The organism is Rhodococcus wratislaviensis, from assembly GCF_900455735.1.
Taxonomy (GTDB): Bacteria; Actinomycetota; Actinomycetes; order Mycobacteriales; family Mycobacteriaceae; genus Rhodococcus_F; species Rhodococcus_F wratislaviensis.
Window position 1 is genome coordinate 1,360,719 of the sequence record NZ_UAUI01000001.1, and the last position, 21,944, is coordinate 1,382,662.

The window sequence follows — 21,944 nt, forward strand, 5'->3', positions numbered from 1 at the left end:
CCGACCTACCGTCGGGCTACCGACTCGCGTAGCAGGAAGGCGGAGGCATGTTCGAGATCATCCGCGAAGTGCATTCCGAAGTTCAGCACCGCCGTGGTCCGCGGCACCACCACCATCTCCTCACTCGAGCGGAGCGCCGATCGCGGATCCTGAAACACTTTCACATGTGATCGGCCGGGACCGCGGGCCGCCGACCAGGCCCGTTCCTTGCCTTCGCTAACCATTGGCGCGGATGGGTACTATCCGACGTCGTGACTGACAGCAGGCTGGAATCGGCGAATGTGTCCAGAGACGACTCGGACGAGTCGCCGATCGGGACCCCGCCCCAGTCCTCGCCCCTCGGTCAGTCGGTCCGCTCCGCCCGCCTTCTCGCGATCATCGCCTCCGTCTTCGGAGTGCTGCTCACGCTGTCGCTCCCGTTCCTTCCGGTCGAGCAGGACAGCGCGACCCTCACCTGGCCGCAGAACGGCAGCACCGGAAGCGTCGAGGCGCCGCTCGTCTCCTACGCGCCGCTGAGCCTCGACGTGCAGATCCCCTGTTCGGCGGTCGGTGCACTCGCCGACCGCGGCGGGGTCCTGACGTCCACCGCGCCCGCGGGCGCCGCCGACGCCGGGAAGTACGGACTGGTCGCCAGAGTGAATCGTGCGACCCCGGACGGTCCCGCCGGCGTCGAGGTGCAGTTGCGGAACAAGGTGCTGCTGTCGTCGCCGCTGGACCAGCTGCCCGCCGACTGCGCGCTCGTGGTGTCGTCGGATTCCACACGGACCACCGCCGGTTTCGTCGGGGTGGGCGAGGACGCGCCGACCGTCGTCGACGGCGACCTCCGACCGCAGATGGTGGGCATCTTCAGCGACCTCGACGGTGCGGTGCCCGACGGCTTGCGGGTGACGGCCCAGATCGACAGCCGCTTCTCGTCGACGCCGTCGACGATCAAGTTCGTGGCCATGGTGGTGGGTGCGCTCGCGACGATTCTGGCGCTGGTGGCGCTGCACCGTCTCGACAACGTGGACGGGCGCCGGGCACGACGATTCCTGCCCACCCGCTGGTGGTCGTTCGGGGCGGTCGACGCCGTCGTCCTCGGCACGCTGGTGCTGTGGCATTTCATCGGCGCCTCCACCTCCGACGACGGCTATCAGTTCAACATGGCCCGCACCTCCGAGGCCGCGGGCTATATGGCCAACTACTTCCGCTGGTACGGCGTCCCGGAGGCGCCGTTCGGTTCTCCGTACTACGACGTCCTCGCGGTGCTGGCGAACATCACCCCGGCGAGCCCGTTCGTGCGTCTGCCCGCGCTGCTCGCCGGCATCGTCGCGTGGCTGGTGATCAGCCGTGAAGTCGCACCGCGACTCGGCGCCGCGGTCCGGGGCAACCGGCTCGCGCTGTGGACCGGCGGCCTGGTGTTTCTCGCGTTCTGGCTCCCGTACAACAACGGTCTGCGGCCCGAGCCGATCGTCGCGGTGGGCGTGCTGCTCACGTGGTGCTCGGTGGAACGTGCCGTCGCGACGCGGCGACTGCTGCCCGCCGCGGTGGCGATCCTGGTCGGTGCGGCGACGCTGACCGCGGGCCCGTCCGGGTTGATCTGCTTCGGAGCCCTGGTCGCGGGCGCCCGGCCGATCCTGCAGATCGTGATCGCCCGGGCCAAGACCGTGGGATACGTCGCATTACTCGCGCCGCTCGTCGCGTCGGGGACCGTGATCCTGGTGGCAGTGTTCGCCGATCAGACCCTCGCCGCCGTCATGGAGATGCAGCACGTTCATGCGATCGGCCCCAACGTTCCCTGGTTCGACGAGTACCTCCGCTACCAGTACCTGCTGAACATCTCCGTCGACGGTTCCCTCTCCCGCCGGTTCGGCGTGTTCGCGATGGTGCTGAGCATCGCCGTGACGGTCCTCGTGATGTTGCGCAAGGGCGGCCGGATTCCCGGGACCGCGGCCGGCCCGTCGCGACGGCTCATCGGTATCACGCTCGCCGCGATGGGGCTGATGATGTTCACGCCCACCAAGTGGACGCACCACTTCGGCATCTACGCGGGACTCGCGGGGTCGCTCGCCGTCCTGGCGTCCGTGGCGGTGAGCACCGCCGTGGTGCGCTCGCCGCGCAACCGCGCCCTGTTCGCGGCCGCCGTGCTGTTCCTGCTCGCGATGTGTTTCACCAGCACCAACGGGTGGTGGTACGTGTCCAGCTACAGCGTCCCGTGGTGGGACAAGCCGGTGTCGATCGCCGGCCTGGGCGCCGGCACGATCCTGCTCGGCGCCACGCTGGTGATGCTGCTGATCGCGGCGTGGTGCTACTTCCGCGAGCCCTACACCCGGGCCGACTCCGTGCGGCGACGCCGGTTGTGGGCGATCCCGCCGTTGACGGTGGCGGCCGCCGCGATGGTGCTGTTCGAGGTGCTGTCGATGGCGAAGGGCGCGGTCGCGCAATACCCCGCCTTCTCCCTCGCCCGTTCCAACGTCGACGCCGTCACCGGCGCACCGTGCGGTCTCGCCAACGACGTCCTGCTCGAAACCGATCCGAACGCGTCGCTGCTGCAACCACTGTCCGGTGACGCCGCCACCGCCCTCGCGGGCACCGGCACCGTGGGCTTCACACCGAACGGCGTCGCCGGCGACCTCAGTGCCGACGAGGAATCGTCGGATGCGGGCGTCGCCAACTCCGTCAAGACCGACAACACCGACCAGACGGCGTCGAGCAACGCCGCGGGCACCGGCGGCGGCGCAGGCGCGGTGGGTGTCAACGGCAGCGCCGTGGCCCTGCCGTTCGGCCTCGACCCCGACCGCACGCCCGTCCTCGGCAGCGACGGCAGCGACGGCGACGCGTCACTGACCACCGGCTGGTACCGGTTGCCGAACCCCGACACGGACGCCGGGGCGGGCGACATCGTCTCCATCGCCGCGGCGGGCCGCATCCACTCCGTCGACGCGGACGGCGTCGTCACCTACGGCCAGAACCTCGAGGTGGAGTACGGCACCACGCAACCGGACGGCACGGTCGGGGTGTCGGGACGCGTGACGCCGATCGACATCGGCCCGGCACCGTCGTGGCGCAATCTGCGCGTTCCGCTGGACTCCCTGCCGGACGATACGGATGTCATCCGTCTGGTGGCGTCGGATTCGGACAGCGACCCGCAGCAGTGGCTGGCGGTGACGCCGCCGCGTGTTCCGCGGACGCAGACACTGAACGATGTGATCGGATCCGATGCGCCCGTCATGATCGACTGGGCTGTGGGACTTGCCTTTCCGTGCCAGCGACCGTTCGACCACCGCGCGGGTGTCGCCGAGGCGCCCGAATACCGGATCCTCCCCGACCGTCCCGGCGCGATCATGACCAGCCTGTGGCAGGACCGGTACGGCGGAGGCCCGCTGGGCTGGATCGAGATGACCCGGGCCAGCCGCACCATACCGTCGTATCTGCGCGACGACTGGGACCGCGACTGGGGCGGAGTGGAGCAGTACTCGCCGCTCGACCCCGGCGCGAAGACCGCGGAGATCGACACCACCCGGATTCAGCGTTCGGGCTTGTGGAACCCGGCGCCGATCATTACGGCCTACTGAGCGTCGGTGACGCGCCCGCCGCCGGGCGCGTCACCGATCACGTCAGAGTTCGAATTCCGCCGGGGCGATGCCGACGGCGAAACACGCGTCGCGCACCACGTTTCGCTCGTGCTGGTCGAAGTTTCCGTCGGCGCCACCGATGACGATGCCGATCTGGATGACGGCACGTGCCTGATCCTGCTTGGACTTCAGCTTCGCGACGGTGGCGGTGGCCTCGATCTTGCCGAACTCGAAATCCGACTGCAGCTTGCTGCAGTACCAGTCGAATTTCTGACTCAGCTCGTCCGACGGGAACACACTCAGCGCCTCGTTGCTGGTGATCAGCGCCGCGGTCTTCTGCCGCTCGGACGGGTCGATGGTCCCGTCCGCCGCGGCGATGAGGGCGCACATGGCCATGCTGGCGTTGGCGAACTCCTTGTTCTGGAACTGTGCCGTCTTGGTCTTGAGCTGGCCGTTCATCTCGAACGCCTTTGCCTTCAGCTGATCCCAGAAAGCCATTGGACTCCTTCGTCGTGTGCCCACGCACGGTGCGTGTGGTGTCCAATTTGCCAGGTTTCACCCGAGGGCGTCGCCGCGGTCGGTCTACCAGCACAGTCGCAGAAATCCGCCGCTACGGCCGCAACGACTGCAGGTCTCCCGTCGGCACGTGAATCCAGCCTTCCCGTTCGGCGACGGCGCGGTCGTCGCCCTCGGGTAGTGCCGTGCAGCCGACGGCCGCGGCCCGCGCGATGACGGCGGCCAGCACGGCGTCGAGGGCGTCGTCCGACTCGCGGCAGATCGTCTGAAATGCACCGAGATCCAACCAGTCCGCGGCCGCCAGGAGCGCGTCGACCAACTCCCCCAGCGTCACCCGGTTCTGGGCGCTCTTGTATCCGCGCGACACCAGGCCCCAGGTGCGCAGCGCGGCCGCCGGATACGCCTCCACCACGCGGCCGTCGACGCGGCCGACGTCGACGCCGAGCCGGCCCAGGTCGGCGAGGATTCCGGCGCAGCGCAACGCGACGTGCGCGATGAGATCCGCCGACACACTGAGCGGGGATATCCCCGTCGCCGCCTGCACCACGAGGTCGGTGCGCCGCTTGGTCAGCGGACGACGCCCCTCTCGGTTCGCGAGACCGCTGGTCGCGGACAGTCGGCCGGCGTGGTGCTCGGACACCATGCGGACGAACGCGTCGGGCCAGCCGAACGGTGCATCGATACCGGCCCTGTCGCACGCCAGCACGGCCTCGGTGACGGCGTCGTTCCCGGCTCCCAGCCGGACGGACTCGACGCGGGCCACACCGCCGGACCAGTCGACGATCGCCAGGGCCGTCTTCTTCGGTTCGGCCGCCAGGTCGACTCCCACGGTGCGCATCGACCCAGGCTAGCCCGACCTGCTGAATCAGAAGAAGTGATGCAACGCATCAGTTAGTTGTTCTGTACAGATTCACTGCCTCCGACCATTGTGGTCTGCACTACTCGACCTAGAAGTGGCGCACTTGCGCGCCGTTCGGAGGATTGATGCCCGACACCCACGTCGCCCCGATGCTGGAGAAGCACACGATCGGGTTCGTCCCGGAATCCGATCGCCACGGCAAGGTTCGCGATCTGTTCACGCTGTGGTTCGGCGGCAACCTCGCCCCGCTACCGATCGTGACCGGTGCCCTCGGCCCCAGCCTGTTCGGACTCTCGCTGTGGTGGAGCCTCGTCGCGTTCGTCGTCGGACATCTCGCCGGCGGAGCCCTGATGGCGTTGCATTCGGCGCAGGGACCCCAGATGGGGATCCCCCAGATGATCCAGAGCCGCGGACAGTTCGGCACGTTCGGGGCGCTCATCATCGTGGTGATCGCCGCCGTCATGTATCTCGGGTTCTTCTCGTCGAACATCGTCCTGGCCGGCCAGTCGATGCACGGGATCGTGAACGGCATACCCGTGGACGTGGGGATCGTGGTCGGTGCCCTCGGCTCCGCCGTCATCTGCATCATCGGCTACCGGTTGATCCACATCCTCAACCGGATCGGAACCTGGGTTCTCGGAATCGGAATCCTCGTGGGCTTCTTCGCCATCCTCACCGGCGACCTGCCGTCGGACTTCCTCACCCGGGGCAACTTCAACTTCGCCGGCTGGCTGGCCACCGTGTCACTCGGCGCACTCTGGCAGATCGCGTTCGCGCCCTACGTCTCCGACTACTCGCGGTACCTCCCCAAGGACGTGGGTGTGCCGTCGACGTTCTGGGCGACCTACCTCGGCTGCACCCTCGGCTCGTTCCTCGCCTTCGCGTTCGGCGCGGTCGTCACGCTCGCCGCACCGGTCGGCATGGGCACCATGGACGGCGTCAAGGCGACGACGGGAAGCCTCGGCAGCATCATGCTGGTGCTGTTCCTGCTCAGCGTCATCAGCCACAATGCGCTGAACCTCTACGGCGCCGTCCTCGCGATCATCACGTCGGTCCAGACCTTCCGTGCCCGCTGGATTCCGACCGCCCGCGCCCGGGTGATCCTCTCGACGATCATCCTCGTCGCGGCGTCCGTCGTCGCCATCGCGCTGTCGGCCGACTTCGTCTCGCACTTCGTCGATCTGGTGGTCGTGCTGCTCGTGGTCCTGGTGCCGTGGACGGCGATCAACCTGATCGACTTCTACATCATCCACAAGGGCGTGTACGACCTCGACTCGATCTTCCGCTTCGACGGCGGCATCTACGGCCGCTTCAACTGGACGGCCATCACCGCCTACCTGCTCGGCATCGTCGTCCAGATTCCGTTCATGGCCACGTCGCTCTACACGGGCCCGGCGTCCGCGTTCCTCGGCGGCGCCGACCTGTCCTGGGTGGCCGGACTGGTGGTGACCGGACCCATCTACCTGCTCCTGGCGCGGCGCGGCCCGACCGGGGCGAAGACCACCTCCGGTGCCACACCCTTGCCCGCCCGGCTGTAGTACCCGAACATCGCACCGCCCGAGCCTGTTACAGGTTCGGGCGGTGCGCTCGGTGCGTAATGCCCCACCCCTGTCCGCTCGGGCAGGGTTTCGCCGTTGCCACCACGCGGCGGGGCCTGCTCGCTAGGGTCGAAAGAAGAGACCGATTCACCGGAGAAGAGAGTTGTCGCAGATGTCCAGTTTCCCGGGCCTCACCCACGTCGCGATCACCGTGTCGGACCTACCGGCCAGCACCGCCTGGTACACCGCATTGTTCGGATCAGCCCCCGTGCTCGACGAGGACGAGGAATCGGGAACCTTCCATCACACGGTGTTTGCGCTCGACGGCGGCATGCTCTTCGGCCTGCACACCCACCCCGACAGCGGCGCTCCCGCACGGTTCGACGAACGGCAGGTCGGACTCGACCACATCGCGTTCCAGTGTTCTCCCGACGCACTGCCCGGGTGGGTGGAGCGGCTCGATGCCCTCGGCATCGAGCACGGGGGCATCAAGAATGCGCACTACGGATCCGGCATCTCGTTCCGCGACCCGGACAACATCGCGCTCGAATTCTTTGCTCCGCCCGTGAGTACTTCTTAACGTCGGGCGGTTAACAAGTACTCACGGGTGGCGGAGCCGCAGGCGTCGAGCAGGGTGAGGGCGAGGGCCAGCGCGCCGTCGACGGCCGCCCGGTCTGCAGCGGGCGCGGCGCTGGCCGCGGCGAACTCGGCCTGATGGTTGACGGCGGGCGCGGAGTCGATTCCGATGTAGGGGTGGATCGCGGGAATCACCTGCGAGACGTTGCCCATGTCGGTGGACGCCCGGTTCATCAGCGAGTCCGCGCCGGTGCGGAACACGCGGCCCAGCCCCTCGGCGTGCCGGACGTACGACGCGAGCAGCTCTTCGTCGGTGCGGAACTCCGAGTACGGTTCGCTTTCCGGGGCGATGGTCAGTTCACAGCCGGTTGCGACGGCGCCGGCCTCGAAGCAACGGGCCACCCGGGGCTCGATGCGGGCCAGTTCCTCCAGCGTCTCCGCGCGCACGTACCAGCGGCCTTCGGTGCGCTGGGGAATGGCGTTGGGCGCCTCTCCCCCACGGGTCATCATCCCGTGTACTCGCGTGCTCGACGGAAGCTGTTGCCGGAGCAGCCCGATGGCGACCTGCGCCACCGTGAACGCGTCGGCCGCGTTGACGCCCCGTTCCGGGTACGCGGCGGCGTGTGCCGCCTTGCCGTCGTACCGGATGTGGCTGTGAGACACCGCGTACGGTTCGGCCCGGGCGACGTCGACCGGGCCGGGGTGGGTCATGACGGCGGCGTGGACGCCCTCGAACGCTCCGCGTTTCAGCATGTCGATCTTGCCGCCCCCGCCTTCCTCGGCGGGGGTGCCGAGCACCGACAGCGTGATACCGAGTTCGTCGACGAGTGGGGCGAGGGCCAGCGCCGTCCCCACCGAGATGGCGGAGATGACGTTGTGCCCGCACGCGTGCCCGAGCCCGGGGAGCGCGTCGTATTCCGCGCAGACCGCGAGGTGCAGCGGTCCGGAGCCGACGTGCGCGCGGAATGCGGTGGGCAGTCCCACGTACTGCTGCTCCACCGTGAAACCGGCGTCCGACAGCACCCCGGCCACCCGGACGCACGAGCGTTCCTCCTCCCACGCGACCTCGGGGTGGGCGTGAAGGTCGTGCGACAGAGCCAGGATCCGGCCTTCCGCCCTCCTGGCTCCGTCGCGAACCGCGGCGTCGGCGCTCACAGGTCCCCCGGCACGCCGTAGGACGGGGCGGCCGTCGGGTCGACACCCCGCACCCGGTAGTCCCGTTTCTGCGGTTCCCACACCGTCCACAGCCGGCGCAGTTCGCCGACCGGGTCGTCGTGCCAGTCGACGCGCAGATCGGTGACGGGCCAGGGCACGTCCTCGACCACCTGGATTCCCGCCGAGTGCACGGGCCCCGCCTCGCCGCCGGCGGTGACGGCCGCGGTGAGTCCGTCGAGCAGTCTGCCCTCGAACGTCGGGGCCGTGCTGGACACGTAGCCGAACAGCAGCGACCGGATGACGCCTTCGTCGCGGAGCATGTTGCCGGCGACGGCGGCGCCGCTGCCCTGCGCACTGCTGTGGACGCCCAGCGTCTGCGCGCCCGAGTGCACCGCGGTGCCGCCGTCCGCATCGACGACGACGACCTGGCGGTACTCCGGGAACTTCTCGTGCGCGAGTGCGGTTTTCAGTGCGGTCTCGGCATTCGCACCCGACGCGAGCGCGTCGAGTCCGATTGGGCCCAGCTGCGGATTGGTCACGTTCTGGGAGGCGACGACACCGACCCCGGACCGCACGTGCAGGCAGCGTGCGGCCACGGCGGGGCTGGAGGAGCAGACGACCATCCCGAACGCGCCCCCGGAATCACGGGCGACGAGTGAGAACGTCATGAGCTGATCACTGCCGTCGCGTCGATCTCGACGAGCCATTCGGGCCGGGCGAGGGCGTCGACGACGATGCCGGTGGACACCGGGTGCACACCCTTCAGCCAGCGTCCGACCACCCGGTAGACGGTCTCCCGGTATCGGACGTCCACCAGGTAGACGGTGACCTTGACGACGTCCTCGAGGCGACTGCCCGATTCCTTCAGCAGCATCGCGATGTTCGCCATCGCCTTCTCGGCCTGGGCCTCGACGTCGCCGATTCCCACCGACTCCCGGGTGTCGAGGTCCTGCCCGATCTGTCCGCGGAGATACACGACTCCGCCGGCGACGACGGCCTGCGCGAGGTCGTTGTCGAGGTTCTGTTCCGGGTACGTGTCGCGGGTGTTGAACGGGCGGATGCGGGTGTGGGTGGTCATGCCGCACCTCCGTCGACGTTGTCCGACAGCCCCGCTGCGGCCTTGACCAGCCCGAGCGGACCGTCGAAGTCGAAGTTGCGGTACACGGCGGCGAGCTGCGCGAAGGGCGGCGACTGGGCGAAGAGCTGAAACGTCAGGCGATGTCCCGCGTAGTCGCTGTTGAGGAGGTCGCGGGCGAACGCGAGGAGCTTGCGACGGTCGTCGGCCACCCAGTTGTCGTTGATGGAGTAGAACTTCTCCAGCCACGGTGCGACGTCGGGGTCGGCGAACGTGGCGGCGTCCGGGGTGATGCAGATCTGGCCGCCGCACAGCTCGCGGGCGATGTGCATCATCGCGGGCAGCTGGCTGAGCGCCATCACCCGGCCGGTGTAGAGCAGGGACTGGTTGGGCATGAGCAGGCCGCCGGGGCTGGGTTCGGCGAGCGAGATGGCCGCGGTGAGGTGGGCGTTGATCGTCTCCCGGTAGCAGGCGAGCTGGGCGAGCTTCTCCTGCACCGCCTGCTGCTTCTCGAGGCCGCTCTGCTTGACGTTCCACAGTGCGGATCCGATCATCAGATCGGCGAGGTGCAGCGTGCGCTGCACGAACGGGAACGCGCTGTAGCGGTGCAGGGTGGAGCGGATGAACGTGGCGGCCCGGGTGTGCCGGTAGAACAGGACGTCTTCCCAGGGAATCTCGACGTTGTCGAACACGACGAGGGACTCGACCTCGTCGACGCGGTTGGCGAGCGGGTAGTCGGCGGACGGCGCGCGGCCGGCGAACCCGTTGCGGGAGATGTACTTCAGGCCCGGCGCGCCCATGTCGAGCACGAATCCGACGGCGTAGTCGGACAGTTCGCTGTTGCCCCAGTTGGCGATGGTGGGTTTGGTGAACGCCTGGTTGGAGTAGGCGGCGGCGGTCTCGTATTTCGCGCCGCGCACGACGATGCCGTTGTCGGTCTCCTTCACGACGTGCAGGAGCATGTCGGGGTCCTGATCCTGCGGCGCCTTGGACCGGTCGCCCTTGGGGTCGGTGTTCGCCGACACGTGGAACGGGTCCTCCCGGACAGAACGCTCCAGGTGGCGGCGGATGTTCTCCGAGAAGCGCGGGTCCACCTCGTTGAGGACGTCCTGACCGTCGAACAGCGACCACATCTCGCCGATGGTCTCGTCACCGACACGGGTGACCACTCCGCGGGTGTCCTCGAGCACCAGGTCGACGGCGGCACGCTTGTCGAGCCAGTCCTGCTGCGTGCGGGGAAGCTTGTTGGCGATGGCGTTGCGTTCGCCGGATTCGGGATCGACGTAGGTCATCGCGTCCTGGGTGGCCTCGTCGTGCGCGAGGTCGTAGATGCGGGCCCGCACGTCGACGATCGGCTTGAACATGGGGTGGTCGGCCACGTCCTTGACGCGTTCCCCGTCGACCCAGACCTCACGGCCGTCCCTGATGGACTCCCTGTATTCGTCTCCGGTGCGGATCATTTCGTGCTCCTGGTCCTCGGCGCGGGGTGTGCGTCCGGGTAGTCGGGAAAGGTGGAAGGTTCGAATGCTGCGGGCTTGCTGTAGGTGTGGGAGGCGTACACGAGCGGTTCACCGGGGTGTGCCTCCACGGCGGCGACGCGCCCGATGTAGACGCGGTGGGTGCCGGCCTCGATGACGTCGTGGACGGTGCAGTCGAACGACGCGATCGCGTCGTGGACGCGGGGCGAGCCGGATTCGGCCACGGTCCAGTGCCCGCAGGTGAAGTCCCACCGCTGCTTGCCGGGCCAGGGGCGGCCGGCGAAGGTGTCTGCGACGTGATCATGCTGGGTGGCAAGCACATTGACGCAGAAGACGCCGTTCTCGGAGATCGCGTCGTTGACCGGGCTTCGCCCGTGCAGGCAGACCAGCACCAGCGCCGGGTCGGCCGAGACGGAGCACATCGCGCTCACGGTCTGTGCGGCGCGCCCGCCGGGGCCGTCGGTCGCGACGACGGTGACTCCGGTTGCGACGGTGCCCATGGCCGCGATGAAGTTCACGGTCGAGCTGTCCGGAATCGGTGGGGCCACCGATGTTCGGGCCGTCGTTTCGACGGCTGCGTGACGGTCAGCGATCGGCATGACGGGCTCCTTTCTATGTGCGGTGAGCGAGGAGTTCGTGCCGTTGCACCAATCTTGAGGTCCCCGGCGAAATCTGTACAACACAGATAAGTGGCGCACTGCATAAGGAAAAGTGATGAATCGGGAACCGATGCCGACCACGGCTTCGACCAGGGATAATTCCCTACATCAGCCGATGCGGACGGGGACGATCATGACGCCACTGCAACGCTATATCGCCGAAGAGATCGCGATCGACCATGCTGACGGGCTGCTGTCCCGCCGCGAGGCGTTGCGAAGACTCGGCCTCATCGGTCTCGGCGTGGCGGCGGCGTCCTCGCTGCTCGCCGCATGTTCCACCGACAGCGACGAGTCGCCGACCTCGGCGCCGGTGACACCCGGCGGAGCGACGCCCCCGCCACCGGGAGCGGCCGACGCCGTCGGGACCGAAGCCGTGACGTTCCCCGGCCCGGACGGCCGGGTCCTGCAGGGTGCGTGGGCCGCCGCGGCCTCGCCCCGCGGATCGGTCCTCGTCATCCACGAGAACAAGGGCCTGACCGACCACATCCGTTCGGTGGCGGGCCGATTCGCGGGTGCCGGCTACTCCGCGCTCGCCCTCGACCTGCTCTCGGAAGAGGGCGGGACCGCGACGTTCACCGATCAGGCGCAGGCGACCGCCGCGCTGGCCACCGTGCCGCCTGCGCGCTTCGTCGCCGACATGAAGGCCGGTATCGACGAACTCGGGCGTCGGGTGCCGGACGAGAAGATCGCGGCGGTCGGGTTCTGTTTCGGCGGCGGGATGGTGTGGCAACTCCTCGCGTCCGGCGAGCCGCGGCTGGCGGCGGCGGTCCCCTTCTACGGTCCCCTCCCCGAGGGCGCCGACTTCTCCGGGTCGAAGGCCGCGGTCCTCGCCATCTACGCGGAAATGGACGCCCGGGTGAACGCGTCCCGCGACGCCGCGGCCGCCGCACTCGCGAAGGCGGGGCTACCGCACGAGATCGTGACGGTTCCGGGTGCCGATCACGCGTTCTTCAACGACACCGGGCCCCGCTACAACGCGACCGCGGCAGCCGAGGCCTACGAACGTGTCCTCGCCTGGTTCGGCGAATACCTGGGGTGAGGCGGGCGCATCAGCAGTGCGGCCACGAGGAAGCAGACCGCGCCCACGAACGTGCCCAGATCGGCGATCGTCGGGTTCTTCAGCGCGTCGGTGCCGGGCACGATGTACGCGCCGACCGCGGACACCCCGAACGCCACCGACCCGATCATGTTCAGCCAGGTGCTGCGCCAGTTGCGGGCATGCGGATCCCACAGCTTGTCGGTTTCGGTGGTGGCCACCACCGCCAGACCGCTGGCGACGAGGAACGCCGTCGACCCGAAGAGGTCGGGACGCCACCCCCACACCCGGTCCTGTTCGACGGTAAGGCTCTGGATCAGCACGACCCCGGTACTCACGTTGAACAGCAGGGTGCCGACGAACTGGATCAGCGCCGCCCACCAGTCGTAGCGTTCGACCGTCGCGGATTCCTCCCCGGGCACCGGCCTCCCACTGAGCCGCAATTGGATGAATCCGGCGGTGGTGAAGAAGAGCGACCCGACGAAGTAGGTGATGTTGTCGATCTCGGGGCCCACCGCCTGCCCGTACATCCGCGTGGCCGCCAGCCCGAACAGGAAGGAGCCGATCACGAATCCCCAGGACTCGCGGCGCAGCCGGAGCGTTCGGCGCGGCGCGGACGAGGTGTGGTCGCTCGACACCGTGACGTCACCCCCTCACGGGTCGGCAAGGTTTCAGACTCTCCGAAAGCGCGCACCGGGTCAAGGTCGGACGCCGAAATTCGGCTGCGAGTCGACGTGGGGTGTGCCAGTGTCGGGGAATGACGACGACCACCGCCGGCATCACGATCAGAACGGCGACCGAACAGGACTGGCCGAAGATCACCCTGCTCAACGAGATCTGCTTCGTGACACCGCAGAACGAGGAGTTCACCGCCCACTGGCGGCAGCTCGTCAGCGGCGCGCCGCCGATCATCGCGGTCGACGAGGACGCGGTGGTCGGCGCCACCATGGACATCCCCATGACCGTCACCGTTCCCGGTGGCGAGGGCGTTCCCGCGGCGGGCGTCACCGCGGTGACGGTCGCCCCCACCCACCGACGCCGTGGCCTCCTGCGCGCGCTCTACACCGAACATCACGCCCGCATCCGGACGTCGGGTGTCCCGCTGTCGCTGCTCACGGCCAGTGAGGGCGGGATCTACGGGCGCTTCGGGTACGGACCCGCGACCGTCGAGACCACGTCGAGCATCGACCGCCGGTTCGCCGTGCCGCACCCGAGGGCACCGGACCCGGGTGGTGTGCGGATGGTCCATCCCGCGGAGGCCCGGGTCGCGTTCACCGACGTCTACGACCGCTGGCAACGGGTGACCCCGGGGGCGCAGGTCCGGCCCGGGATCGTGTGGAATCGGATCTTCGCCGACCGCGAAAGCGAACGTGGCGGCGGCACAAGCCTGTTCGGGCTGGTGCACGACGACGGCTACGTGCTCTACCGTCGCATGTCCGGCGACAACGGAACCGTCGCCCGGGTGGAGGAGATCCGCACGGTCACGCGCGACGCGCATGCCGCGCTGTGGCGGGCGCTCCTCGGCCTGGACCTCGTGCGCCGCATCGAAACGCACCTCACCCCCGAGGACCCACTGCCGTATCTGCTGACCGACGGCCGGCTGGTGCGGACCACCTCGCGCCACGACGAGCTGTGGGTCCGGATCATGGACGTGCCCGCCGCACTCGAGGCCCGCAGGTACCGAACAGACCTCGACGTCGTGATCCAGGTCGACGACGGGTTCCTGGACGCCGGCGGGCGGTTCGCACTGACCGTGCGGGACGGCACCGCGATGTGCATCCCGACCGACTCGACCCCTCAGGTGGTGCTCGACCTGGACGTGCTGGGCAGCCTGTACCTCGGCGCCCACCGGGCACGCACGTTCGCGGCCGCGAACCGGCTGCAGGCTGCGGACCCCGACGTCCTCGACCGTGTCGACCACGCCTTCGGCGCCGACCGCGACGCCCAGATGGGGTGGCCGTTCTAGCGGCCCGAACCCGCCTGTTTCGCGAACACGGCGCGCGCCCGTTCGGCGACGGCCCGGGCCCGCGCCGTGCTCCGCACACCCTTCAGCCGGGCGAGCACCACGGGCAGGCCGGGAACGTCGTCGGCGATGGGCAGCGTCGCGACCCGTCCGCCGTCATACGTCCGGCCCTCGGCGGGCCGCTGATTGAGGATCGAGAAGCCGTGGCCCCGGGCGACGAGTCCGCGCACCGTTTCGTAGCTCGCCGACCGGTACCGGACCACCGGCGTGACCCCCGCCGCCGACAGCATCGCCAGGAAGTAGTCGCGGCTGCTCGGCAGGTCCAGCAACACCATGGGTTCGCCCTCGAGGTCGGCGAGGGTGATCGCATCGTGGCCGGCCAGCCGGTGGTCCGGCGGAAGGATGACGTGCGGTCGGGCCACCCCGAGCGTCTCCGTCTCCATGTCTTCGCCCAGCGCGAGGTCGTAGGTGAGGGCCAGTTCCGCGGTGCCGTTCCGCAGCGCCGCCCGCACCGCCTCCGCCTGCGTCTCGACGACCTCGACCTCCAGATCGGGATGCTGATCGCGCAGGTCCGAGATCAGCGTCGGGAGGATGAACGGGGTGAGGGTGACGAAGCAGGCCAGGCGCACCGTTCCCCGGACGTTGTCCTCGTGGCCGCGCGCCGCGTCGAGAACCTCACCGAGGTGGGCGAGGACGCTGCGGGTGTCGCGGAGCATCTCCTCCCCCGCCGCGGTGAGGACCAGCCCGCGGGATCGTTGCCGGATGAACAGCTGGGTGCCGATCTGGTGCTCGAGCTGGGAGATCGCGGACGAGACCGCCGACTGCGCGACCATCAGTTCGTCGGCGGCCTTCGTCATGCTGGAGAAGTTCGCGGCCTCGACGAAGTACCTGAGTTGGGTGAACGTCACGTCGGGTCGTCGTTGCATGCGCTCTCCTCGGGATCTGAGGCCACCAGGATTGCAGGTCTCCGACCGGGGAGCCACCCACGACACACGCGGTGGCCGCGGCACCATCAGCGGGCGTCGGCCTTCACGAGGCCGGGGTCCGGCTCCGAGCCGGGGCCGTCCGCCCGCGCGATGCTGGGGCCACTCGCGGACCGCACGGACCTGCCGCGCACGTATCCGACGGCGCCGAGGAGCGCGAGCACGGCCAGCGTCCCGAGGGTGAACAGTTCGAACGTCCCCTGGCTCACTCCCCAGATCTCTTCGAAGTCGTACTCCAGGCCGAACACCGACTCCAGAGTGCCGGGGAAGACCGCCACCCAGGAACCGAGCAGCACCCACGCGAAGCAGAGGATGCCGAGGACGCGGAAGCCCGCGTTTCCGGTGGGAACCCGGAAGGGCCGCACGACGTCCGGGAAACGCGTGCGCAGGCGAATCGCCGACGGGATGACGATCAGGTAGCTGAGCAGGAACGTCGAGATCGAGATGGTGAGCACGACCGCGAAGATGGAACCGCCGGAGCCGGTGATCTGCATGGCCGCGATCATGAAGACGGTGGCGACGAGCCCCGACAGGAAGTTGACGCGCACCGGCGTGCCGAGGCGGGGATGGAATCGGCCGAAGAATCCGCCGAAGAACGCGCCGTCGGCGGCCGCCATCGCCTGCATGCGGTCGCTGATGATCATCCACGCCGCACCCTGGGTCATGAGGATGACCGCGAAGATCACGCCGGTCACCGTCAGCATGGCGGGTGCGGCGGGACCGTAGACGCTGTAGACGGTCGCGACCGCCTCGAGAAGTCCGCCGACACCGGTGATGTCGTCCGCGGGCACGACGAGCAGGATGGCGAAGATCGGCAGCAGGTAGGACGCGGCGGCGATGGCGCAGGCGCGGGCGATCGAGATCGGGACGTCGCGGGCCGGGTTCTTCATCTCCCCGGCGGCGCTGTTTCCGGATTCGAACCCGAGGTAGGAGAACAGCAGCAGCGGCGTCACGCCGAGTAGCCCGGTCAGGGTGGGGCTGAAGTCGCCCGCCGAGATGCCGGCAAAACCGTTCTTCGCGGCGTAGATGCCGGTGGTGACGAGGAAGAACAGCAGGAAGACGATCTTGAGGAACGCGCCGACCGTCGGAATCCATTTGCCGCGAGCCAGACTCACGACGGCCGCGAGCACCGTCAGCCAGATGAAGACCAGTTTGAACAGGTAGTCCGTCACCGACCCCTCCTCGAATGCAGAGACGTAGTGGTTCCAGGTCTCCGCGGCGATGAACGCCATGGACCCACCGACCCACACGGGCTGCGTCACCCACGTCAGCAGCGACGCGAGGGCGGCGAGGGGCCGGCCGAACGCTCTCCGGACCCACACGTACACACCGCCTTCGCCGGTGAACGTGCTGCCGATCTCGGCGAAGATCAGGCCGTACGGCAGCAGGAAGAACACCGCGAGAACCAGTGCCCAGGTGAACGTCTCCGCGCCGAAGGTGGAGACCTGACCGAGAACCTCGACCGACACCACCGCCGCGACGATGAGGAAGACGATGTCGAAACGGCCGAGTGACTTCTTCAGGTGTTGTGTCTGTTCGTCCGCCAGGGCGGTGGGGGTGTTGTCGCTCATCGATCATGCCTCTCACGTCGCAGTGATGCCGGTCACTACTCTCGTCCGCGCTCGGCAAATCTGTACAGCACAAAGATCAGGGGTACTGCATCAGTTCTCCAGATGTGGAGGCCGCCGAATTGGCATCTGAATAACTGATGCAGTGGCACGAAAAGATCCTGTTGACTGTTGTGGCCGCGCGGACCGACGATTCTGGCACTGCACGAACCGACAGCGTGAGGAACCCACCGTGCGTGATCCGCGATACGACATCCTTTTCGAACCGGTCAAGATCGGACCGGTCACCGCCCGCAACAGATTCTTCCAAGTCCCGCACTGCAACGGCATGGGCTACCGCGACCCGTCCGGGGAGGCCTACATGCGACGCGTCAAGGCCGAGGGCGGCTGGGCCGTCGTCTGCACCGAGCAGGTCGAGATCCACCCCACCTCCGACATCGGCCCGTTCATCGAACTGCGCCTGTGGGACGACCAGGACCTGCCCGCCCTGACCAGGATCTCCGAGAAGATTCACGAGGGCGGCTCCCTCGCCGGCATCGAACTCGCCCACAACGGCCTGAACAGTCCCAACCTGATCAGCCGCGAGACCCCGCTCGGCCCGCAGAATCTGCCCGTCGTCTCCTGGAACTACGACCCCGTCCAGGCCAGGGCGATGACCAAGTCGGACATCGCCGACCTCCGGCACTGGCACAAGGAGGCGGTGCGCCGGTCGCTGAAGGCCGAATACGACATCGTCTACGTGTACGCCGGGCACGCGATCGGCGGCCTGCACCACTTCCTGTCCCGCCGCTACAACAACCGGACGGACGAGTACGGCGGCAGCCTGACCAACCGGGTTCGCCTGCTCCGCGAGATCCTCGAGGATTCGCGTGAGGTCGCCGACGGGAAGGCCGCAGTCGCGTGCCGCATCTCGGTCGACGAACTCCTCGGCGACGAGGGGATCACCCGCAGCGAGATCGAGGACGTGATCGGCCTGCTCGGCGAGACGCCCGATCTGTGGGACTTCGTGCTCGGCAGCTGGGAGGACGACTCCGTCACCTCACGGTTCGGCCCGGAGGCGGAGCAGGAACCGTACGTCCGCGGACTGAAGCAGCTCACCACGAAACCCGTCGTCGGTGTCGGCCGCTTCACCTCACCCGACACGATGCTGCATCAGGTCAAGAGCGGCATCCTCGACTTCATCGGGGCCGCCCGCCCCTCGATCGCCGACCCGTTCCTCCCGCGCAAGATCGAGGAGGGGAACCTCGAGGACATCCGGGAGTGCATCGGCTGCAACATCTGCGTCTCCGGTGACTTCACGATGTCCCCGATCCGCTGCACCCAGAACCCGACGATGGGCGAGGAGTTCCGGCGCGGGTGGCACCCGGAGCGGATCAAGGTCCGCTCGACCGATTCGAACGTCCTCGTGGTCGGTGCCGGCCCCGCCGGACTCGAGGCGGCGCGTGCGCTCGGGCAACGCGGCTACAACGTCAGCCTCGCCGAGGCGAGCAGGCAACTCGGTGGTCGCGTGACCCGCGAGTCCAGACTGCCCGGCCTGTCCGCGTGGATCCGCGTGGTCGACTACCGCGAACAGCAACTTCGCAAGCTCGCCAACGTGGACGTGTTCATGGAGAGCGAGATGACCGCCGACGACGTCATCGAGAACGACTTCCACCACGTGGTCGTCGCCACGGGCTCGCACTGGCGCCGCGACGGCGTCGGCCGCTGGCACACCCACGCCGTCCCCGTCGACGAGCACGCCGACGTCCTGACCCCCGACGACGTGATGGCCGGGCTCCGCCCCCAGGGAAACAAGGTCGTGATCTTCGACGACGACCACTACTACCTCGGTGCGGTCGTCGCCGAACTCCTCGCCAAGGAGGGATTCGACGTCACCCTGATCACGCCGGCCGCGCACGTGTCGCAGTGGACGACGAACACCATGGAAGTGGTCCGCATCCGCAAGCGAATCATCAAGGCCGGTGTGCACGTTCAGGTGAACCGTGCCGTCACCGCGGTCACCCCGCAGGGCGTGCGCACCGTGTGCGCGTTCACCGGCGACGAGCAGTTCGTCGACGCGGACAGCGTCGTCCTCGTCACCGCGCGGCTTCCGAAGGACGGGCTGTTCCACGAACTGCGGTCGCGCGAATCCGAATGGGCCGACGCCGACCTGCGCAGTGTCCGCGGCATCGGCGACGCCTGGGCGCCGTCCACGATCGCGGCAGCGGTCTGGTCCGGCCACCGGTACGCCGAGGAACTGGACGAACCACCCGCCCCGGGCCCGGTCGCCTTCCGACGAGAAGTCACCGGACTGTCCATCGAACCCGTCGAAACATTCTCCGTCCCCCCACTCGCCAACGCACAGAACTGAGGAACACCATGACCGCAGTGCACCCGATCCCGACCGACGCCCGGAACATCGCGGCGATGACACCCAGTGCGTACGTCACCGCGGACACGCTCCAGGCGGGCGATCCGAAGGAACACGAAATGGTCCACCTGCGCAGCGGGGACGAGAAGTTCACCATCGGCTCGTGGCGCGCGGAGCCGTATCGCGAGTACATCGAGTGCTACCCGGGCGACGAATACACCCGGGTGCTGGAGGGTTCGGTGACGTTGACAGCGGACGACGGCACCTCACACACCTTCGGACCCGGCGACGCGTTCACCCTGACCAAGGGGTGGCGCGGCGAGTACCGCGTCGACGAGCCCCTGCTCAAACAGTTCGCCATCTATGTTCCCTGATCGCACACCACCACTTTCGAGCCCGAGGGATGACGATGCCTGACCCGACCACACTCGACGACTGGACCCGGCTCGCCGCGGCGATCACGCCGCGCCGGGAGCTCTTCATCGACGGCGCGTTCCGTCCCGCCAAGTCGGACGAGACGTTCGACTCGATCAACCCGGCCACCGGTGAGCTGCTGGCACGGGTCGCGGCCGCGGACGCCCCGGACGTCGACGCCGCGGTGCGGTCTGCGCGGGAGGCGTTCGACTCGGGCGTCTGGTCGCGGAGCCCGGCGTCCCACCGCAAGCGGGTCCTGCTCCGGCTCGCCGAGCTGATCCTCGAGCACCGTCACGAGCTCGCCCTGCTCGACTCCCTCGACATGGGCAAGCTCGTGGTGGAGGCGCTGACCGTCGACGTCCCCTCGGCCGCTGAGCTTTTCAGATTCTACGGCGAGGCCCTCGACAAGATCGGCGGGGAGATCGCGCCCACCGAACCCGGGAGTCTCGCCCTCGTCTCCCGCGAACCTCTCGGGGTCGTCGGGGCGGTGGTCCCGTGGAACTTCCCACTCGACCTCGCCGTGTGGAAGCTGGCGCCTGCCCTCGCAGCGGGCAACAGCGTCGTCCTCAAACCCGCCGAGCAGGCCCCGCTGTCGGTGCTGCGACTAGCCGAACTCGCCACCGAGGCGGGGCTGCCCGACGGAGTACTGAGCGTCGTCCCGGGGCTCGGCGCCACCGCCGGGGCGGCGCTGGGCCTGCATCCGGACGTCGACGTCGTCGCCTTCACCGGCTCGACCGCGACCGGGAAGCGGTTCCTCCGGTACGCGGCGGACTCGAATCTGAAGCAGGTCTGGCTCGAATGCGGAGGCAAGAGCCCCAACCTGGTCTTCGCGGACGCCGATCTCGGCGAAGCGGTGGAGAAGGCGGTCTTCGGCGCGTTCTACAACCAGGGCGCGGTGTGCTCGGCCAACTCCCGGTTGCTGGTCGAGGCGTCGGTGGCCGAACAGGTGACCGAGGCCCTCGTCCGCAGGGCGTCGTCGATCCGCCCCGGCAATCCGCTCGATCCCGCGTCGACGCTGGGCGCGATCGTCGACGAGAACCACGCTCGCACCGTCGCGGGGTTCATCGACCGGGCCCGGCCCGACGGCCGTGTGCTGCTGGGCGGCAACAGGACCACCGTCGACGGCCGGGGATCCTTCGTCGAACCGACGATCTTCGCGGACGTCGCACCGACGGCCGAGGTGGTGACCCAGGAGGTGTTCGGACCGGTCCTCACCGTCCAGACGTTCACCGACGAGGCCGAGGCCGTCCGGATGGGCAACGACAGCATCTACGGTCTGGCCGCCTCGGTGTGGACCGAGAACCTGAACCGGGCCCACCGCGTCTCGTCGGCGCTGCGAGCGGGAACCGTCTCCGTCAACACCGTCGACGCCATCAGCGCGCAGACCCCGTTCGGCGGATTCAAACAGTCCGGGTTCGGCCGCGACCTCTCCCTGCACGCGATGGACAAGTACACCGGGCTCAAGACAACCTGGATCCGGCTGCGGCAGTGAGGGTCACGACACCGAGCTCACCCCCCGACCTCGGTGGGCGAATGTACCCCTCGGCGCTGCCGAGGCGCCCGCGGGTACATTCGCCCCGAAACGTGGCACCCCACGTCAGCCCGTCGAGACGTTAAGCTGGCGCCATGTTTGCCCTCGTCCCCTCGGAACCCGATCCTCGATTGCGTTGTCTCCCAGCACTTCACGGCCACACCTCCACGATGCCGTCGATCACCGTACGCAGACTCGACACGAGTGACTGGGGGTCGGTGCTCCGGATCTATGCGGAGGGCATCGCGACACGACGGGCGACGTTCGACACGCAGACCCCGACGCGGCCGGAACTGGACGCACGCTGGCTGGACGAACACCGGTGGGTGGCCGAGGTGGACGGGACGATCGCCGGATGGGCGGCCCTGTCCCCCGCGTCCTCCCGGCGCTGCTTCCGCGGGGTGGCCGAGAACTCCGTGTACACGGCCAGAGAGTTCCGCGGGGCGGGCGTCGGGACCGCGCTGATGCAGCGGCTCATCGACGAGGCCGACTTCTCGGGCATCTGGACGCTCCAGGCGTCGGTGCTGGCGGTGAACACCGGGTCCATCGCCCTGCACCACGCAGTCGGCTACCGGACCGTCGGGGTCCGGGAGCGGCTCGCGCAGATCGACGGCGTCTGGCACGACAGCGTCCTGCTCGAGCGGCGCCGGGAGACCTGACACCGCGACCACCCGGGGATACCGTGGAGG

At 68.6% G+C, this 21,944-nt stretch carries 19 protein-coding genes; 9 read left to right on the forward strand and 10 right to left on the reverse strand.

Translation table 11 applies throughout. The features are described 5' to 3' along the window. Positions 1–281 precede the first annotated feature (281 nt). The gene (locus DTA22_RS06305) at positions 282–3,554 is read left to right on the forward strand and encodes an arabinosyltransferase domain-containing protein (RefSeq protein WP_112298807.1); all 3,273 of its coding nucleotides are present in this window, start codon (positions 282–284) and stop codon (positions 3,552–3,554) included. 42 nt (positions 3,555–3,596) lie between these two features. On the opposite strand, the gene DTA22_RS06310 is transcribed toward DTA22_RS06305, so the two are convergent. Continuing rightward, positions 3,597–4,052: a tellurite resistance TerB family protein gene (locus DTA22_RS06310; protein WP_037226807.1), complete on the reverse strand. Its 456-nt coding sequence runs from the start codon at positions 4,050–4,052 to the stop codon at positions 3,597–3,599. 112 nt (positions 4,053–4,164) lie between these two features. Beyond that, positions 4,165–4,908 (reverse strand): DUF429 domain-containing protein, encoded by a 744-nt coding sequence (locus tag DTA22_RS06315; protein WP_112298808.1) that lies wholly within the window; start codon positions 4,906–4,908, stop codon positions 4,165–4,167. A 146-nt stretch (positions 4,909–5,054) separates the two neighbouring features. Here DTA22_RS06315 and DTA22_RS06320 point away from each other — a divergent pair, with 146 nt between their 5' ends. Together DTA22_RS06320 and DTA22_RS06325 are read left to right on the forward strand one after the other, a co-directional pair. Beyond that, positions 5,055–6,467 carry a purine-cytosine permease family protein gene (locus DTA22_RS06320; protein ID WP_112298809.1) on the forward strand — a complete coding sequence of 471 codons (1,413 nt, stop codon included), beginning with the start codon at positions 5,055–5,057 and terminating at the stop codon, positions 6,465–6,467. A 172-nt stretch (positions 6,468–6,639) separates the two neighbouring features. Then, entirely contained in the window at positions 6,640–7,047 is a 408-nt protein-coding gene (locus DTA22_RS06325; RefSeq protein ID WP_112298810.1) for a VOC family protein, read from the forward strand. Here the strand turns inward: DTA22_RS06325 and DTA22_RS06330 are convergent. Genes DTA22_RS06330 through DTA22_RS06350 form a run of 5 tightly spaced genes read right to left on the reverse strand, consistent with a single transcriptional unit; the run spans position 7,044 to position 11,350 of the window. After that, on the reverse strand, positions 7,044–8,198 hold the full coding sequence (locus DTA22_RS06330; protein WP_112298811.1) for a M20 family metallopeptidase: 1,155 nt from the start codon (positions 8,196–8,198) through the stop codon (positions 7,044–7,046). The genes DTA22_RS06325 and DTA22_RS06330 overlap by 4 nt on opposite strands. Continuing rightward, complete coding sequence (locus DTA22_RS06335; RefSeq protein WP_037226798.1) at positions 8,195–8,866, reverse strand: DUF1028 domain-containing protein; 672 nt, start codon at positions 8,864–8,866, stop codon at positions 8,195–8,197. The genes DTA22_RS06330 and DTA22_RS06335 overlap by 4 nt, the downstream gene beginning before the upstream one ends. Beyond that, complete coding sequence (locus tag DTA22_RS06340) at positions 8,863–9,276, reverse strand: RidA family protein (RefSeq protein WP_112298812.1); 414 nt, start codon at positions 9,274–9,276, stop codon at positions 8,863–8,865. The genes DTA22_RS06335 and DTA22_RS06340 overlap by 4 nt, the downstream gene beginning before the upstream one ends. Then, positions 9,273–10,733 carry a 4-hydroxyphenylacetate 3-hydroxylase family protein gene (locus tag DTA22_RS06345; RefSeq protein ID WP_037226795.1) on the reverse strand — a complete coding sequence of 487 codons (1,461 nt, stop codon included), beginning with the start codon at positions 10,731–10,733 and terminating at the stop codon, positions 9,273–9,275. The genes DTA22_RS06340 and DTA22_RS06345 overlap by 4 nt, the downstream gene beginning before the upstream one ends. Further along, the gene (locus tag DTA22_RS06350) at positions 10,730–11,350 is read right to left on the reverse strand and encodes a flavin reductase family protein (protein WP_037226794.1); all 621 of its coding nucleotides are present in this window, start codon (positions 11,348–11,350) and stop codon (positions 10,730–10,732) included. The genes DTA22_RS06345 and DTA22_RS06350 overlap by 4 nt, the downstream gene beginning before the upstream one ends. 193 nt (positions 11,351–11,543) lie before the next feature. Between DTA22_RS06350 and DTA22_RS06355 the strand changes: the two genes are divergently transcribed. Further along, the gene (locus DTA22_RS06355) at positions 11,544–12,449 is read left to right on the forward strand and encodes a dienelactone hydrolase family protein (RefSeq protein ID WP_037227060.1); all 906 of its coding nucleotides are present in this window, start codon (positions 11,544–11,546) and stop codon (positions 12,447–12,449) included. On the opposite strand, the gene DTA22_RS06360 is transcribed toward DTA22_RS06355, so the two are convergent. Beyond that, a complete protein-coding gene (locus tag DTA22_RS06360; RefSeq protein WP_037226793.1) occupies positions 12,407–13,084 on the reverse strand; it encodes a hypothetical protein in 678 nt (225 codons plus the stop codon). The two genes, DTA22_RS06355 and DTA22_RS06360, sit on opposite strands and share 43 nt — an antisense overlap. Positions 13,085–13,203: 119 nt before the next feature. Between DTA22_RS06360 and DTA22_RS06365 the strand changes: the two genes are divergently transcribed. After that, entirely contained in the window at positions 13,204–14,412 is a 1,209-nt protein-coding gene (locus DTA22_RS06365; RefSeq protein WP_112298813.1) for an enhanced intracellular survival protein Eis, read from the forward strand. Here DTA22_RS06365 and DTA22_RS06370 read toward each other — a convergent pair. Continuing rightward, the gene (locus tag DTA22_RS06370) at positions 14,409–15,335 is read right to left on the reverse strand and encodes a LysR family transcriptional regulator (RefSeq protein WP_037226791.1); all 927 of its coding nucleotides are present in this window, start codon (positions 15,333–15,335) and stop codon (positions 14,409–14,411) included. The two genes, DTA22_RS06365 and DTA22_RS06370, sit on opposite strands and share 4 nt — an antisense overlap. 86 nt (positions 15,336–15,421) lie before the next feature. After that, positions 15,422–16,963 (reverse strand): APC family permease, encoded by a 1,542-nt coding sequence (locus DTA22_RS06375; protein WP_037226790.1) that lies wholly within the window; start codon positions 16,961–16,963, stop codon positions 15,422–15,424. A gap of 229 nt (positions 16,964–17,192) precedes the next feature. Here DTA22_RS06375 and DTA22_RS06380 point away from each other — a divergent pair, with 229 nt between their 5' ends. The 4 genes from DTA22_RS06380 to DTA22_RS06395 all read left to right on the forward strand — a co-directional run bounded on the left by DTA22_RS06380 (position 17,193) and on the right by DTA22_RS06395 (position 21,914). Beyond that, the gene (locus DTA22_RS06380) at positions 17,193–19,310 is read left to right on the forward strand and encodes an oxidoreductase (RefSeq protein WP_112298814.1); all 2,118 of its coding nucleotides are present in this window, start codon (positions 17,193–17,195) and stop codon (positions 19,308–19,310) included. A gap of 8 nt (positions 19,311–19,318) precedes the next feature. Continuing rightward, entirely contained in the window at positions 19,319–19,684 is a 366-nt protein-coding gene (locus tag DTA22_RS06385) for a cupin domain-containing protein (RefSeq protein ID WP_112298815.1), read from the forward strand. A 35-nt stretch (positions 19,685–19,719) separates the two neighbouring features. Continuing rightward, positions 19,720–21,216 (forward strand): aldehyde dehydrogenase, encoded by a 1,497-nt coding sequence (locus DTA22_RS06390; RefSeq protein ID WP_174233746.1) that lies wholly within the window; start codon positions 19,720–19,722, stop codon positions 21,214–21,216. A 209-nt stretch (positions 21,217–21,425) separates the two neighbouring features. Next, positions 21,426–21,914, forward strand: a complete 489-nt coding sequence (locus DTA22_RS06395) for a GNAT family N-acetyltransferase (RefSeq protein ID WP_112298816.1) — start codon at positions 21,426–21,428, stop codon at positions 21,912–21,914. Positions 21,915–21,944: the final 30 nt, after the last annotated feature.

Bases quoted from the DNA above. Each gene is read 5' to 3' on its own strand.
- DTA22_RS06355 (WP_037227060.1), top strand. From the start codon at position 11,544: ATGACGCCACTGCAACGCTATATCGCCGAAGAGATCGCGATCGACCAT.
- DTA22_RS06325 (WP_112298810.1), top strand. From the start codon at position 6,640: ATGTCCAGTTTCCCGGGCCTCACCCACGTCGCGATCACCGTGTCGGAC.
- DTA22_RS06390 (WP_174233746.1), top strand. From the start codon at position 19,720: ATGCCTGACCCGACCACACTCGACGACTGGACCCGGCTCGCCGCGGCG.
- DTA22_RS06340 (WP_112298812.1), bottom strand. From the start codon at position 9,276: ATGACCACCCACACCCGCATCCGCCCGTTCAACACCCGCGACACGTAC.
- DTA22_RS06320 (WP_112298809.1), top strand. From the start codon at position 5,055: ATGCCCGACACCCACGTCGCCCCGATGCTGGAGAAGCACACGATCGGG.
- DTA22_RS06395 (WP_112298816.1), top strand. From the start codon at position 21,426: ATGCCGTCGATCACCGTACGCAGACTCGACACGAGTGACTGGGGGTCG.
- DTA22_RS06310 (WP_037226807.1), bottom strand. From the start codon at position 4,052: ATGGCTTTCTGGGATCAGCTGAAGGCAAAGGCGTTCGAGATGAACGGC.
- DTA22_RS06345 (WP_037226795.1), bottom strand. From the start codon at position 10,733: ATGATCCGCACCGGAGACGAATACAGGGAGTCCATCAGGGACGGCCGT.
- DTA22_RS06335 (WP_037226798.1), bottom strand. From the start codon at position 8,866: ATGACGTTCTCACTCGTCGCCCGTGATTCCGGGGGCGCGTTCGGGATG.
- DTA22_RS06375 (WP_037226790.1), bottom strand. From the start codon at position 16,963: ATGAGCGACAACACCCCCACCGCCCTGGCGGACGAACAGACACAACAC.
- DTA22_RS06350 (WP_037226794.1), bottom strand. From the start codon at position 11,350: ATGCCGATCGCTGACCGTCACGCAGCCGTCGAAACGACGGCCCGAACA.
- DTA22_RS06370 (WP_037226791.1), bottom strand. From the start codon at position 15,335: ATGCAACGACGACCCGACGTGACGTTCACCCAACTCAGGTACTTCGTC.
- DTA22_RS06365 (WP_112298813.1), top strand. From the start codon at position 13,204: ATGACGACGACCACCGCCGGCATCACGATCAGAACGGCGACCGAACAG.
- DTA22_RS06315 (WP_112298808.1), bottom strand. From the start codon at position 4,908: ATGCGCACCGTGGGAGTCGACCTGGCGGCCGAACCGAAGAAGACGGCC.
- DTA22_RS06385 (WP_112298815.1), top strand. From the start codon at position 19,319: ATGACCGCAGTGCACCCGATCCCGACCGACGCCCGGAACATCGCGGCG.